The organism is Prosthecobacter sp. (assembly GCF_044232965.1).
Classification (GTDB): Bacteria; Verrucomicrobiota; Verrucomicrobiia; order Verrucomicrobiales; family Verrucomicrobiaceae; genus Prosthecobacter.
In genome coordinates this window covers 23,694-38,897 of record NZ_JBIIKX010000058.1, presented here as the reverse complement: position 1 = coordinate 38,897, position 15,204 = coordinate 23,694, and the positions used below count along the sequence as shown (strand labels likewise).

General features: G+C 59.7%; 11 protein-coding genes. 1 reads left to right on the top strand and 10 read right to left on the bottom strand.

Annotation, left to right across the window (positions count from 1 at the left end; all coding sequences use genetic code 11):
* Positions 1-1,622, top strand: a 1,622-nt coding sequence (locus ACILSI_RS20160) for a DUF1553 domain-containing protein (RefSeq protein ID WP_395723712.1), incomplete at its 5' end; no start/stop codon positions are given.
* Between the two features lie 98 nt (positions 1,623-1,720).
* Here ACILSI_RS20160 and ACILSI_RS20155 read toward each other — a convergent pair.
* The 10 genes from ACILSI_RS20155 to ACILSI_RS20110 all read right to left on the bottom strand — a co-directional run bounded on the left by ACILSI_RS20155 (position 1,721) and on the right by ACILSI_RS20110 (position 15,188).
* Entirely contained in the window at positions 1,721-2,155 is a 435-nt protein-coding gene (locus ACILSI_RS20155; RefSeq protein ID WP_395723711.1) for a hypothetical protein, read from the bottom strand.
* 102 nt (positions 2,156-2,257) lie between these two features.
* On the bottom strand, positions 2,258-3,196 hold the full coding sequence (locus ACILSI_RS20150; protein WP_395723710.1) for a hypothetical protein: 939 nt from the start codon (positions 3,194-3,196) through the stop codon (positions 2,258-2,260).
* 7 nt (positions 3,197-3,203) lie between these two features.
* Positions 3,204-4,451 carry a right-handed parallel beta-helix repeat-containing protein gene (locus tag ACILSI_RS20145; RefSeq protein ID WP_395723709.1) on the bottom strand — a complete coding sequence of 416 codons (1,248 nt, stop codon included), beginning with the start codon at positions 4,449-4,451 and terminating at the stop codon, positions 3,204-3,206.
* Between the two features lie 346 nt (positions 4,452-4,797).
* The gene (locus ACILSI_RS20140) at positions 4,798-6,066 is read right to left on the bottom strand and encodes a DUF1552 domain-containing protein (protein WP_395723708.1); all 1,269 of its coding nucleotides are present in this window, start codon (positions 6,064-6,066) and stop codon (positions 4,798-4,800) included.
* A gap of 82 nt (positions 6,067-6,148) precedes the next feature.
* Entirely contained in the window at positions 6,149-6,676 is a 528-nt protein-coding gene (locus ACILSI_RS20135; protein WP_395723707.1) for a hypothetical protein, read from the bottom strand.
* 11 nt (positions 6,677-6,687) lie between these two features.
* The gene (locus ACILSI_RS20130) at positions 6,688-9,060 is read right to left on the bottom strand and encodes a DUF1592 domain-containing protein (RefSeq protein WP_395723706.1); all 2,373 of its coding nucleotides are present in this window, start codon (positions 9,058-9,060) and stop codon (positions 6,688-6,690) included.
* A gap of 150 nt (positions 9,061-9,210) precedes the next feature.
* On the bottom strand, positions 9,211-11,019 hold the full coding sequence (locus ACILSI_RS20125; RefSeq protein ID WP_395723705.1) for a right-handed parallel beta-helix repeat-containing protein: 1,809 nt from the start codon (positions 11,017-11,019) through the stop codon (positions 9,211-9,213).
* Positions 11,020-11,063: 44 nt separating this feature from the next.
* Complete coding sequence (locus ACILSI_RS20120; RefSeq protein WP_395723704.1) at positions 11,064-12,035, bottom strand: hypothetical protein; 972 nt, start codon at positions 12,033-12,035, stop codon at positions 11,064-11,066.
* Positions 12,036-12,143: 108 nt separating this feature from the next.
* The gene (locus tag ACILSI_RS20115) at positions 12,144-13,376 is read right to left on the bottom strand and encodes a DUF1501 domain-containing protein (protein ID WP_395723703.1); all 1,233 of its coding nucleotides are present in this window, start codon (positions 13,374-13,376) and stop codon (positions 12,144-12,146) included.
* A 126-nt stretch (positions 13,377-13,502) separates the two neighbouring features.
* Positions 13,503-15,188: a DUF1800 domain-containing protein gene (locus ACILSI_RS20110; RefSeq protein WP_395723702.1), complete on the bottom strand. Its 1,686-nt coding sequence runs from the start codon at positions 15,186-15,188 to the stop codon at positions 13,503-13,505.
* Between the last annotated feature and the right edge of the window lie 16 nt (positions 15,189-15,204).

Here is a 15,204-nt window from a genome sequence, read left to right as displayed (position 1 = left end):
CCGAAGGCCAGCAACTCCGCGCCATCTTCATCGAAGACAGCTCGCCCTTCGTCCTCACGGGCAAAGACTTTCTCTCCAACAAACTCTACGCCAACCGCGATGTCGCCGAAGGCCTGCGCCGCAATGCAACCAAACCGCTCACCGAACTGCAAAACCATCCCGGAGCACCCGCCCGTGCCATGACCTTTGTCGATGCCGACAAAATGCATGACGGCAAAGTCTTCATCCGCGGCAATCCCAACACGCCAGGCCCTGAAGCCCCGCGCCAGTTCATCACCGCGCTCAAAAGCATCTCGCCCGAGCCCTTCCCGAAAGAAAAAAGCGGTCGCTTCCAGCTCGCCAAGGCCATCGCCAGCAAGGACAACCCTCTCACCGCTCGCGTGATCGTGAATCGAGTGTGGGCCTGGCACTTCGGCGAGGCCATCGTCGGCACGCCGAGCGATTTCGGCTTCCGTGGCGACAAACCGACAAACCAGCCGCTGCTCGATCACCTCGCCGCATGGTTCATGGAGAATGGCTGGAGCTTCAAAAAGCTGCACAAGCACCTCATGCTCACCGCCGCCTACCAGCGTGCCGATTTCCCCATGCGCCCGCTCGATCTGGAACCGTTCCGCGACACCTTGCTCGCCGTCACCGGTCGTCTGAAACCCGATCTCGGCGGCAAGGCCGAGAAGATCGCCGAAACGACGCGCCGCACTGTTTATGCCTTCGTTGATCGCAAAACATTGCCCTCGCTCTACCGCAGCTTCGACTTCCCGGACCCGAACTTCAGCGCCCCCAAACGCAGCCGCACCGCGCTGACACCGCGTGCGCTCATTTTGATGAACAGCCCGCTTCTCACCGACAGCGCCAAGCAGCTCGCCACCACGCTCACCAAAGAGTTGCCCGATGATAACAGCCGCCTCGAAGAACTCTACCGCCGCGTCTTCCAGCGCGAACCCACGGACAAGGAAATGCAACGCGCTCACGATTACCTCGCCGCGTATCCGAAGGACGATCTCGTGCATCCCGAGTCGCAGGATTGGCAATACGGCTACGGCACCTTTGATGCCGCCGCCAAGCAGACCACGAAATTCGCCAGCCTCACGGCCTTCGATGGCAAAGCCTTCAAAGGCACACTCAAAACCACCGACGGCAAACCCAGCGAAGTCAAAGTCGATGCCATGGGCGGCGATTCTGGCCTCACCCCCTCCATGAGCAGCATCCGCCGCTGGATCGCCCCACTCGATGGCGAGATCAACATCACCGCCGAACTCACGCACACCGATGCGAAGACCGAAGGCGTCATCGCCCGCATCATCAGCAGTCGCACCGGCGAACTCGGCGAATGGAAAGCCAAAGCGCAATCTCTTTGCACCGACCTCGCGAAGATAGCAGTCAAGAAGGGCGACACCCTCGACTTCATCGTCAACAGCCAGACCGACAAGGATGCCGGCCCCTACCAATGGAGCCCCAGCATCACCATGCCCACCGCCGACATGCCCGCGATGCCCGGCATGGCCAAACGCTGGGACGCACGCGTCGATTTCGCCAACCCGAAAGCCCCTCAAAAGCCTCTCACCGCCTGGGAAGAGCTTTGCCAGGCCATTTTGTTGTCGCCGGAGTTTGCGGTGATGGAGTGAAGTTACAATCAGATCGTAAGGTCAAACCACTCACCCTTGTGTCGTAACACCCTGATTCAGAGAGCGCGGAACATGAAGTATGAAATCCAGATTTAGGATTAGTCCTTTGAGGAAGGCGTCCAATCTACTGGCGGACAAGCCCAAAGCAGCGTGAGGCCGATGAGGAAGCAGCCCACGCTGTCCATCAACGTCCACCACAACGGCAGCGGGCATTGCAGATCGATGGAGAGATAGGCCGGCCCTGCGATGACCATGATCCAGCCGCACATTCGCACGAGTGGCTGATAGCGCTCCAGATCTCGCGAGATGGCCCAGATCAGCGCGGCGATCACGACGTAAGCGAAACCAGCGTTGCCGGAGAGATAGACCACGAGCGGCGTGATGGGTTGTTTGCCATACCCCATGAGCCACGCGAACTTTTGAAACGCGATCTCTGGCAGCAGTGCTCCCGGCAGGCCGGTGATGAGGATGAGCATCATGAGGCGCAGCATCCAAAGCTGCACGCGAGGTCGGGACGGGCGGGTGGGAGTCATGGGGTTGATTTTTGGCAGGAAAATGTAAGGGCAAGAAAATGGGATTCAGCAGGGCTTGGGAAAATTTTCCTGCCCAAAAATTTTCTTGCCAACATCAACGCATCACCGCGTCGTCATCGGCCCCATTTTCACGACTTCGAGGTCCTTGCCCTTCACCTTGCGGATGGGCAGGAGTTCCTCATGAACCCAACGATCATCAGGCGCGCCGCTGATGAACCAGTCGCCGCCGTTGTCGGCGAGGATCATGCCGTGCGTTTTGAGGCCTTCGAGGATCACTTTGGCCGCGCCGGTAAACTTGGAGGTGTCAAAGCTGGCTTTTAATCGCACGCGCATGCCCATCGGTGGCAGGTTTTCATCTTTATGCGGACTGGCGAAGTGCGTGGCGGGCGGCACGTAAGCGCGACGGCTCTTTTTCACGGTGAAGCGAAGCGCGTGCGTGAGCTTCTTCGTGCCGCAGATTTCATCGTAGCGGGCGAGGCCGGGTAAAATCGGCAAGCCGGCTGCATCGGCACTGGTCCAGCCTGCGGGACGCGGTTTGGGGTTCTTCAGATCGAAAACGGCACCACTGCTCGCCTTCCATGATTTGCCACCATCGAGTGGGAAGCTGTGAAACAGCTCGTAGAGCTTCCAGTTGTCCTTATCGAGCACCAGCACATGCCTGTCGCCCTCGGCCTGCGGACCGCCTTCGATGTGCGCATCCGGCGGGATGGGATACGGCCCCGGATCACTCTCGTCGGCATATTCGAAACTCACCGGCACCTTTGGCTGATCACCGCTGACGACGTAATAAGGAATGCCGCCGGGCTGCCCCTTCCACACGATGCCAAAGTCCTCATGCAGGCCTGTCTCCGCGCCGATGGAGGCGATGATGGCATCGCTTAGCGGATCGACCTCGTCTTTGGAGACATCGCGATTCCACTCGTCATTCGCCGGCATGAGCAAGGTGCCGCCGAGATGGGCATTCGGGCCGGTTTTGAGCTGTGGCTGCTGGGCGAGCGCACTCACCGTGCAGGCAAGGAGGAGCAGGGCTGTCGTTTTCATGGTTAAGCTAGGGAGCGATGGCACCGCTGATGTTTTGGGCGCGGGACTTGCCGTTGAAGTCGGTCGGCAGCAGGTATTTCGCATCGGCATTTTGGAAACGAGCATCGCTGGCGGGTGTGGCGTCGTGCTTGCTGCCGTCAAGGCTGACGCCGGGGAAGTCCTCGAAGCCTCGACCTTTGACGCAGCCGTCTTTCGGGCCATGGCCAAAGACGACGTTGCCAGTGCTGATGACGCCCGCGTTGCCATTGGCGTAGAGGAGGGCATTGGCATCGCGGGAGTAGAGGATGTTGTTCGCGAGGACCATGCCTTCGCGACCATTCCAGGAGCCGCCGCGAAAGGCGTGGGCGCTGTTGAGAATGGTGTTGTGGATGACTTGGAGGTTGAGGGTCTTGCCTTGATGATCGGTGCTGGCAAAGCCTGCGCCTGCGCCGTTGATGAGGACGTTGTTCCGCACGATGGCCTCGCCCTGCACCTGCATGACGTTGTCGCCGCTGTTATAGCACAGATTGTGCTCGATGATGTTCACCGGCTTGCCCGCGGTGCCATAGACGGTGATGCAGGGGTAATTCGTGTCGTGGATGTGATTCTCCGCGATCAGATTGCCCCACGAGCCCTGCTTCACCTCGATGCCGTCGCCTTGATCGCCGCGGCAATCATGAACGTGGTTCAACGCGATGACGCTCTCGCTCATGATGCAGTCGCCGTTGTTGGCACCGAGATACATGCCTTCCGCGTGACCGTCGCCGTGGTGGATGTGATTGCGCGTCAAAAAGAGGCGCTGGGTGTCGGCGCTGTTGGCACTGAGGCAAACCTGTCCGGTGTGATGGATATGGCATTGATCGAGCCAAACATCTGCACAATGCCCGAGGCGAACGCCATGACTGCCGCCAGTGAACTCGATGCCGCGTAGGCACAGGAAGTTCACCGGGCCGCCCTGGCCGACATTGAGCACGTTTTGCTTGTCATCAGGCCGCGTGATGACGACCTGCGCCCCCTCGGCAGCGACGATCCAAATCGGCGCATCGGCTGTGCCGCTCACGCCGATGTCCCACATGCGCTCGACACTATAGGTGCCAGCGGCGAGTTCGAGCTTATCACCCGGCTTCAAAGCTTCCACGGCTTTCACAAGCGCAGCTCCATTCGGATCGGCATGTTGAATCACCCGCTTTGGTGTGATGGTAGACCATGTGGGCTGATAGGCTGCGCCAAGCGAGAGTCGAGTGAAGGAGAGAAGGCAAAGGAGGAGTCGGGTCATGAGTTCTGATTCAAAACGAATGGGCTCCAGGCATTTCGCTCAGCAAATGGCTGAGATGCTTTGACTGACCAACCCGAAGTGCGCGAATACGGCATGCGGTATTGGTCCAAAGGCATGACCAATGGACCGATGTCGTGAAGGACCTAGTCAATCCGTGACCGACAAGACATGTAGGCAGGAGAATGGGGGCAGAAGAATCATTTTTCTGATGTGTTGATTGATGCGCGGCAGCGACAAACTGGTCGCGAAATGACTTCCAGCATCGTGAAGCCATGCATGGAAGGCGCACGCGTGAAGATGAATACTCTACTGCATCAACTCGTTGTGGTAACGCTGTTGGCCTCTCTCACGCCTGCTTCATCTCCACTCCGGTGAGCGTTCCCGTGCTGGTGCCGAACTTATCGGTCTCGATGCCCATGCGCTGGAGCATATTGACGAAGAGATTGCAGAGCGGCGGCGGATTGTCGGGATTGAAGGCGAGATGCTGGCCGTGTTTGAAACCGCCGCCCGCGAGCAGCACGGGCAGGTTCTTGGTGGAGTGGCTGCTGCCATCGCCGAGATTGCTGCCGAGGAAGACCGTGGTGCGGTCGAGCAGGTTGGAATCGGCTTCCTTGGATTGTTGGAGCTTCGAAAGAAGATCGCGCACGGTTTTCATCGTCTCCTGCTCGACGATTTGAAGCTGCGAGAGTTTGCTGGGATCCTTGCCGTGATGGGAGAGGTCGTGATGGCCGAGAGACACGCCCTCAATCGGCGGGACCTGCGTGTTGCCCGCGAGCATGATGGTGATGAGGCGTGTGGAGTCGGTTTGCAGCGCGAGATGACTGAGATCAAAGAGCAGGCGCGTGCGGCCGATGAGGTCGGCGGCGTTCTGGATGTCCTGCGGCGGCTTGACGTCGATCTTTGGCTTCGGTTTCCGGGCCCAGCTCTCGTCGTTGACCATGCGCTGCTCCAGTTCGCGCACGCTGGTGAGATATTCGTCGAGCTTGTCACGATCCTCGCTGCCGAGGCCGGAGAGCAGCGATTTCGCCTGCGAGCGCACATCGTCGAGGATGCTGCGGCCATCTTCCAGCCGCCGCATCTGCTGCGCCACCTCACCGGAGTCGCCTTCGAGGAAAAGTCGGGCAAAGACCTTCGAGGGCGAGTTGTCCGCCGGGATCAAGGCACCCGTGCGCGTCCATGAGAGGCCGCCGGAACCTTCACCCGAGAGCACGAGACTGGGAAAACGGGTCTGTGTGCCGATGTGCTCGGCTGCAAACTGGTCGAGCGAGACTGCATTACGAAAGCCCGGCCTGCCCGCACCTGGAGCGCCGGTCAAAAAGCTGGCCGAGGCCTGATGCGCAAAGCTGGAGCCCATGCCCGCGTGCTGCAGGCCGGAGATGACCGTGAAGTCATCGCGGTGATCCTTGAGAATGTCGAGATAGGTCGAGAGAGCGTAGTCTTTGCCCGTTTGCTTGGGGAAGAAATGCTCCGGATAAAAGCCCAGCGGCGCGCAGATGCAGATCATGCGGCGCGGTGTCGGCGAAGCGCTGGCGGCATGACCGATGGAAAACTTGTCCAGCCAAGGAAGGGCCAAAGAGATGCCCGTGGTGCGGAGGAAATGGCGGCGGGTTTTCATGAGAAAGGGAGACAATCAGACCATGGGACAACGAGACGATCAGACAATGAGACTGGGAGAAGAGGGGACATGGAGAGCTGGGTTATTGAGCTGGTGTGAAGAAGACTTTGCTCCGGTCATGCATGTTAAACTGACGGACGATCTCAGCTAACCAAGCTTTGTTCTCATTCGATGACTTTAGGGTGACTGGAGTTTGATGCAGTTTGTCTGGAAGGCAGCGTCTCAGACACTCCAGGGAAGCCCGAACGATCTCTTCACGTGGATGGTCGAATCGCTCCGGGATTGCAAACGCGGTGGCATCCAAAGTTAACTCGGAGGTCAGATCCATATCCCCACAGCTAAACCGGACTCCACAAGCTGAGGCGAGGTTCAGATCTTCTGTCGCTTCTTTTGGGTTGTTGGTCGGCGGAACGTTGGCGGCTGAAATCAAGCTAATGGAAGTAGGCTGGCCGCTGTGTGAATACCAGTCATGACAAGTGACCGCAGAAATGACAATCGAACCCGCGCCGAGGCCATCCAGCGGCTGATAAGTCTTCGTTAGCGCAGACTCACCTGCCAATACGTGACAAGCCAATGCGTAGAAGACTGGGATAAGGATGACGTGTTTCATGTTTGTAGAAGTCACTTCGTCTGAAAAAGACTGCTTTGAACGATCTCGTGAATCAAGGTGCGGAATCCCAGGCCCTTCTCGCCCACGCGGCGCACGATTTCGTCGATCTGCGGGCGGTCGAGCGGTGTGGGGGCAGCGCCGGTGCCGTAGGCCATGAGCTTTTCGGCGAGGTTGCGGGTGAGCTGGGCTTTGTCGGCGAGCAGGAGTTGCTTGTAGTCGTCGATGTTTTGAAAGCGGCGGCCGTCCGGCAGGGCATCGGCGGGATCGACGGCGGGTCCGTCACGCACGCGGCGGCCCTGGCTGTCGCGCTCGCCATTGTTTGTGAGGCTGCGGTAGTGCTTTCGCCAGCCGCCGATGACATCGAAGCTCTCCAGCGCAAAGCCTGGCGGATCGATCTCACGATGGCAGCTGGCGCAGCTCTCGACCTGGCGATGCTTCGCCAATTGCTCGCGGATGGTGGTGGCGCCTCGGATGTCCGGCTCGATGGCCTCCACATCTGGCGGCGGTTTCGGCGGCGGCGTGCCGAGAATGCGCTCCAGCACCCAGGAGCCGCGGATGATGGGCGAGGTGGTCGTGCCATTCGCCGTGACCTTCAAAATGCTGCCCATGGTGAGCAAGCCGCCGCGATGACTGCCCGCAGGCAGCGTGACTTTGCGCATGTCCATGCCCTCCACGCCGGGGATGCGGTAATGCCGTGCGAGGCGTTCATTGAGGAAAGTGAAATCGGAATGCACGAAGTTCGTCAGCGGCAGGTCCTGACGCAGCACTTCATCAAAGAAGAGCTTGGTCTCCTTCAGCATCGCGGTCTTGAGGATGTCGTCATACTCCGGGTAGAGCGTGCGATCTGGCAGGGTATCGTCGATGGCGCGGAGTTTGAGCCACTGACCGGTGAAGTTTTCCGTGAAGGAACTCGATTTCGGATCACGCAGCAGGCGCTCGACTTGGCCGCGCAGCACCTCGGGCTCGTGCAGTTGGTTGGCCGCGGCCAGTTTCAAAAGCTCCTCGTCCGGCATTGAGCTCCACAGGAAATAGGAGAGGCGGCTCGCCAGTTCGAAATCATTGAGGCGCGGTCCGCGCTCCCGCAGGAAGAGGAAGTCGGGTGAAACCAAGATCCCTTTGAAGCCAAGGCGCATGGCTTGCTCAAAGCTGCATCCGTTTTCCAAAGCACTGCGCACACGCGCGAGGAAGGGCTGGATCTCCTGCGAGGACACGGGCCGACGGAAAGCGCGACGAGCGAAATCCGTGAGCAAGCGCTCTGCATCCGCCTCGGGTTGTGCGGACACGACCTCGTAGCGTTCACGCTCCACACGCTCCTGTTTGAGATCGCCGAATAAGGCGCGATGGCTTGGCGGCGGCCAGGATTCGAGCAGCGGACCTTCGATGTCCACCCACTGCACCACGAGGCCGGGGCCTTTGTAGTTCTCCGCGCCTACCTTCTCCACCTGGGGCGGCGTGGCGGGCAGACCTTCCGCGAGGATGCGGATGCGGTTCTCCGGCTCCAACTGCTCGGTGAACTCGATCACCGTCGGTTTGTCCTGCGGCACGGAGTAATACCCGACCAGTCGCTCCTCGGTGACCTCCTTCAGCGTGCCGGCGGTGACGCGGTAGGTGACGGGCTTGCCCTCATTTTGGATGGCATAAGCGGAGATGCGGAAACGATACTTGCCGCGCACATGGCTGCGGAAGTTCCACATCGTCACGCGGATGTTCGCCGACTCCCACGCGGCAAAAATGGCCACGCCGTCCGGCACATGGCGATACACGCTGCCGTTCGGCTTCACGGTGCGCTCGTCCTTGATGTCGAAGCGCTTGTTTAGAATCCACGGCTTCGGTTTGCTGGCGATGGCCTCATCAAGCACGCGGTCGGCGGCGTCGAGATAATTGCGCAGCAGATGAGAGGAGGTGTGCAGCAGCTCCGCGTTGTTGTCGAAGCCATTGGTCGAGGTGTCGGGCGGCAGCAGGTCGGCCAAATCCACCTCCACGCCGAGCAAATCTCGCATCGTGTTCGCATACTCGGCACGATTCAGCCGCCGCAGCACCACACGACCTTCCTTGGCGCGGCGCGCCAGTTCAATCGCGTCCACCTGGCCGCGAATCCACTTCATGGCGGTGTTGGCGTCCTGCTCCGGTGGACGCGGCTTGTCCTCGGGTGGCATGTCACCGCTTTGGATCTGCTCGAGCACGCGCTGCCAGTGTTCGCGATTGCTGGCATCGCTGAAATCCGCACTCAGCTTCGTAATGTCTAACTTGCCCTTCGGTTTCTCGCCTGAGTGGCATTTCTCGCAGTGCTGAGAGAAGAAGGCGCGTGGCGTCTGCTCAGCAGCATGCACAGCTCCGAAAAGGAGCAGTGCCAGAGCAGCCGTGTTAACGCGCAAAGAAGACATGGCCGTATCAACGCTTCGAGATTGGCCCGACATACTCCGTGGCGATCACAATGTCATCGAACCACACGCGATTGGTCTTGGGTGGGTTGGCATGAATGTTTCATTTGGGAAGGCCGGGATCATGCGTTTTTGCAGGATAAGTTCCTCACGCTAAGGCTCGCGTGGAAGCGCACCTCGGTAGTCAACACCCGCCGTGCCCGGCCATTTCAACCCGAGGTAAGATTTTCCCGGGGTGAAGACTTGCGGATTTGTGGGTGTATAGAGTTTGCGGAGGGCAGAGGTTTTCAAATCATCGTTCTCCTGCAAGAAGGCTGCGGCGTTGAACCTGGGATTGATCGCGAGACCGAGTGGTTCGGTGGTGGCATTTTTCCCCCTTATTTTCCACAGGACATTCCCCGCCACGTCAGTCACCTGCGGATCGAGTGACACGTCCCCCATGGTCACGTAAATGTTGTTGTATTCGACATGTCGCCGGTAGGTCGAACGAAGAGGCGTGCCTTCACCATGCCAGCCTGTTTTGTCAGGGTTGCCGCCCCCGATGAAGGTGTTGTTGTAGATTTTGTAAACCGACTTCTCGCAGGCCTCATTGCTCTCATGATTTCCCAACAGATCCCAGCCGGTGGTCCACACTCGCTCGAAGCTGCCGAAGTTCCCTTTTCGCTCGACATAACGAAGCGCCGATTGATCCACAATGTTATGATGGATGAAGATTTCTCCGACAGCGCCGCTATCATCGTCACCGGCAAGAGCAAAGACTTCGAGAGCGTGGCGGATCACATTGCGCCCAATTTCAACAGTCGAAGTCGGGCTGATCAAAAAGGTCTCGTGGGGCCGGATGAAGGTGTTGTCCATCACCCTGATGTTCTTGCCCTTCATGTTGATGTTTTGAAAACACTTCTTCCAGACGTTATGGTGCAAGTGAACGTTGGAGGCGCCCTCGATGTAAACGGCCATGGCATTGTAGCCTTTGAGGGGTGGCGAATACCCATTCTTGATGTCACCCCAGCGCGACCAAGGCGGAAAGCCGTTGTTGATCAGGCAGTGGGAAATCTCCACATCATGAACGCCCTCCCGGATGAGGATGCCATACTCATCGAACCGCACCTCGCAGCCATTCATCTCGATATGGTGTGATCCATTGCCGATTTCAAAACAGTTCCAGGCTCCAGCGAGAAAGTGGATATCCTTGATCACAACATAGGACGCATCGTCTAGCCACATGAGCGTGGAGCCTCCCACGAGCCTGATCGCATGGTGGTTCGGATTCAGATCGGCCGGAATGGGGGCAATGGCAGCACCGGAGAACGTTTGGAGGTCGTTGGCATTTTGCTGCAACCGGATATGGAGGCGCCCATTCTTTCTGATGAGGCCGGGACCGCAATAGCGCCCCGAAGAGCTGCTGGCACTGAAGTCCGCATATTGATCGTAGCGCCAGAGCAGCAGGTCTGCACTCTTCAGCCATCCAGCATAATCCTCGGAGATTTTCGCTTTGCTGCGATAGATGTGTTTCTCGCTATCCACCAACTCCCAAAGCGCATTGGGCGCTGAGTTAAATGCGTCGCTCCCTCCAAAGATCTCAGCTCGCTCACCCGGGAAGGACGCGATGGTGATTTTCGATGATGCTGAACCCTTGACCGAGACCGTGATGTTGGACTGGTAGTAGGTGCCACCCCGCAAGTAGAGTGTATCCCCCGGTTTCAGTTGTTCAACAGCGTCTCCGATGGACGCCCACGGTGCCTGGATTGATCCATCTCCTTCGCCATCCGCTTTTGGCGAACAATAATAAGTGGCCGACCGAAGTGGTTCCCCAGACAAACACACGATGAGAGACGCCGCTGTGAGAAAGCAGCGTGTGCAAGCGCCGAACCAGAGTCCTTCCCCCGAGCGAGCAAAGTGGAAAAAGCGCAGTGCTTCAGCCCAAGCGATTTTCCCTCTTAATGAAACCGAGAAGAATGCCACGCTCCTGATGAGCCTGGAGGATGCGAGCTGGAAGGGAGTAGCTCTCACGGGTGGGGATGAATCGGCCCGACATACTCCGTGGCGATCACAATGTCATCGAACCACACGCGATTGGTCTTGGGCGGATTAGCGACGTTGTTTTGGCGGTAGGCGTTTTCGGTGACGTAGTGGCTGAGCTTGAAGTAACTGACGGCAAGTTCTGGGACGGTGCGCCAGCGGAAGCCTTCGAAGGTCTGCGGGCCATCCTTGAGCACGTCGAAGCCTTCGCCGGTCCATTTTCCGGTTTTGGTGCCTGGGCCGATGTGCGTGGTGAGCTTGCCATCGAGCCACAGGGCGAGTTCGCCATCGCTTTTTCCGACCTCGTTGCATTTCACCATGATCTCGACGCACTGCCACTGGCCGCGTGGCGGGCCGGGCTTGCCTTCGGGCCAGAGGCCGTTGCCCCAGAAGCCGCCGTCTGCGCTTTGCTTCATGTCGTGCCAGTAGGTGTAAAACATCCAGCCGCCGGGCGCGGCGAGCGTGCCGTAGCTGCCATTTGGCTCGATGCGGGCGCTGAAACGCGTGTCGCCCGCGGCGTGCTTGCCAGCGCTGCCTTGAGGCCAGTTCGTGGGCGGATTGTAGCCGCCGAGGCCGCTGAAGTGATGCAGGTAAGGCGCGTCCTCGGCGAACTTGACGTAGAAGCGCGAGAAGACGCGGGTCTGGATGGGATCGAGTCGCTTGAAAAGATGCCCGCCGGTGTTCTCTCCGAGCGTGGCGCTGACTTGCAGGCATTTGGAGCCCGAACTGGCCGCAGGATGGTCGTTCACGATTTCGAGCACTCGGGCGTCCTTGTTCTCGATTTCATTCCAACGCGGCTTCAAGGCCTCCAGCGTGCCTTCTTCGAAGTTTTCGACAAGCAGCACCGCTGAATGCTTTTCGATGCCGGAGTCGCCGGGATGAGCTTTGGAGATGCCTGGGCCTTGCGGGAGTGGTTCTAGCGCGAGAGCGGACGAGGTGAGGAGAAGCAGAAGACGCATGGGCAGCGGAGTGTTGGAGTCATGGAGTCATGGAGTGGTGAAGTGATGGGATGCCAAAGTCATCACCCCATGACTCCACCAATCCATTCGGGTCGGCCGCGTGATGCCTCACACGATGCCGAGCGCTTGCTTCATCTCGAAGCCGGGGAAGATGCTCTTCACGTCGTCGATGCCGACGCGTTTGGTGAGGACTTCGGTGAGGAGGGTGCGGTAGTCGGTGGTGATGGCGAGGTCGGCGCCTTCGTCGAGGTGCTCGTTGGCGAGGCCGCGCCAGTCGCCGTAGAGGCGGCCGCCTTTCACGCCGCTGCCGAGGACCATGTGGACGCCGCCGTAGCCGTGATCGGTGCCTTCGCTTTGATTCGATTTGAGCCGGCGGCCAAACTCGGTGTGCACGACGATGGTCATCTTCGAATGGAAGCGGCTCATGTCGTTGTAGAAGGCGGCGAGGGCGCGGCTGAGCTCGCTGACCTGCTCGTTGAATCGATACTCCTGGCTCTCGTGCGTGTCCCAGCCGTCGTAATCGACGGTGGCGACGCGGAGGCCGGCGTCCATCTTCGCGATCTGCGCGAGGCTGCGGAGACTATCGCCGAGGCCGCCGATGTCCTCGTAGCTGACGCCTTTTTCGGGCGCGTAGTCCTGCACGTTGCCATCGCCATCACGCGGGAGCTTGGTTTGCAGCGCGGTGATGGTGTCGAGCGTGAGCTTGCCAGTGCGGTGTATGCTTTCGCGGCCTTCGTAGAGTCGCTTGAGCAGCGCGACCTGGCGCTCGTGGCCGTAATTGAAGTCGCACGCCTCGGTCATGGAGACGGCGACTTTGGAATGCAGGAGCGAGTCCGGCAATTCGCCGCCGACAGCCACCGCAGGCAGCAAGCCGCGTGGCGAGAGGGCCTCGATGGTGCGCGTGAGCCAGCCGCTGGCGACGCTGATGTCTTTTTGATCGGCCACGCCGCGCTCCATCATGTCCTGCGCCTCAAAGTGGCTGCGGGTGCCGTTTTGCAGGCCACAGGCATGCACCATGGCGAGGTGGCCGCTGTCGTAGAGCTCCTTCAACGCGCCGGCTTCTTTGTGGAGTCGCATATCGACGCCGTTGAAGCCGTTTTTGAGCGCAAGGCCTTCAAACTTGCCCGACTCGGTGACGCGCAGCCATTCAGGACGCGCGGCGATGTAATCTTTGTCATTTGCCGGCCCGAGGAGATGCAGTCCATCACATCCTCCGCGCAGGAAGAGCACGACAAGGAGATGATCGCGGCTTTGCGGAGCATCGGCGGCGAAGGTGAGGCTGGAGATGCGGCTGCCGGTGAGTGCAGCAAGCGAAGAGCAGAGGAAGTGGCGGCGGCGCATGGGACTTATGATTTAAGATTTCAAGATCGGAATCAGCGTGTTTGCGGCAGAGTTTCTCGACAGGAGAATGGGGACAGAAGAATGAGTGAGTTTGGATTCTTTTGTCCCCATTCTTCTGTCGATGGCTCAGCGTAGTTGATACTCCGGCGTGGCGGCGACCAACGCGACGAGTTCGCCGAGGTGGTCGGCGAGGTCGGATTCGTCGAGGGTGATTTCGGCGTCGGCTTCGTGATGGCGGGGTTTGCCGTCGTCGTCGTATTCGCGGAACCAGGTGATGAGTTCGTCGCGGGTATTGGGATCGAGCAGGCCGGGCGCGAGGCGATCGAGCCAGTGCTCGGCGACTTCCTGCCAGGTCTTTTTGTCCGGCGGGGTGCTGCGGAGAAGGTTCATGCGCACGACGTCGCCATCGAAGCCACTGGTGGCGAGATCACGGGCGAGCTGCCAGCGTTTGAGTAGGCTGTTTGGGCTCTGCCAGTAGTCGGCAGTGTCGGGATGGCCGGTGGGGGCGCCCCATTGGAAGAGTCGCTGGCCGCATTCGCCGAGTCGCCACACGATGTCGCCATCGGGCCGCACATCGGCGCCGGTGGCGCGGATGAAGCCGCAGAGGTATTCGAGCGGGCGCTTGGTCTTCTGCCCGAAGCCGCCCTGCATCTCCGGTGAGAGCAAAATCTCGCGCATGACGTGGGCGATTTGATCGGGGGACTTCGCGTGCTCGCTCCACACCTTGGCGACGCGTTTGACGAGGTCTTCGTTCGGCTCGTCGGCGATGAAGCGGCGGCAGAGTTTGCGGCTCAAGTAGATGGCGGTGCCTGGATGAAACGCGGCGAGGTCGAGCACGGCCATGCCATCGGCGAGCGGCGGTTGATTCGGCTCCAATTCGACGCCAAGCACGCGCTTCTGATACGGATCATGCCAGGGCGCGTGGTAGTGAAAACCGCCGGTCTCGGGAAAGCGCTGATCGTCGTCATACTCGCCATCGGCGGCGGTCCAGCCGGTGAAGGCCCGCGCGGCCTCATACACGTCCTGGTCGATGAAGCCGGCGGCCTTGCCTTCGAGTGCGCCGGGCACCTCGCGCCATTTTTTGTGCAGATGATTGAGGTAGTGCTCCGCGCCGAGCGTGTGCAGCTCGAAGAGCTCGCGGGCGAAGTTTTCGTTCGCGGGGCTGGCCTTGCTGCTGCGGTTGTTGAGGTAATAAAGCATCGGCAGGCCCTGCGCGACGGCTTGCAGCAGCTCGCGGAAATTGCCGAGCGCGTGCTTGCGGATGACATCGCGATCATACGCGGGCCACACGGCGCGGATCGTGTCGTCGGCGTCGATGTTGACGTTGAAGTGGTTGTGCCAGAAATCGACGAGCAGCTCCTTCACCTGCCATTTGGAGTAGCAGGCACGGATGAGCGTGGCGACCTCGACCTCAAAGGAGCAGCGCTCGACCTCCTGATACGGATAGTCGTCCTGGCGCTGCACGCGGAAAAGCTGCTCCAGCGGCTTGTCGAGTGAGGTGAGGCCGCGTTTCTCCTTCACCTTGAACTTCTGTTTTTCGGGCTTTTTGCCGTCAGGAGCCGCCGCGGCCATCATGGCGGGCTTTTCGGCCTTCATCATCATCGCCGGTGCCATCATGCCCTCGTGCTCGTATTCGATTTCGAGCTTGTGGAAGGCGATGCGCTTCACCGCGTCGTCTTTCGCCGCCGCATCCGGTTTGAGCTGCTCCTCGACCCACGCACTCCAGCCGATGCTTTCGACGCGGGCGATTTCCTCAGCCGTGGGGCCAAAGGTGGCGCGGTTAAGAGCAATAAAATCAGCACTGGGTTTCATGGTGGTAAAATAGGCG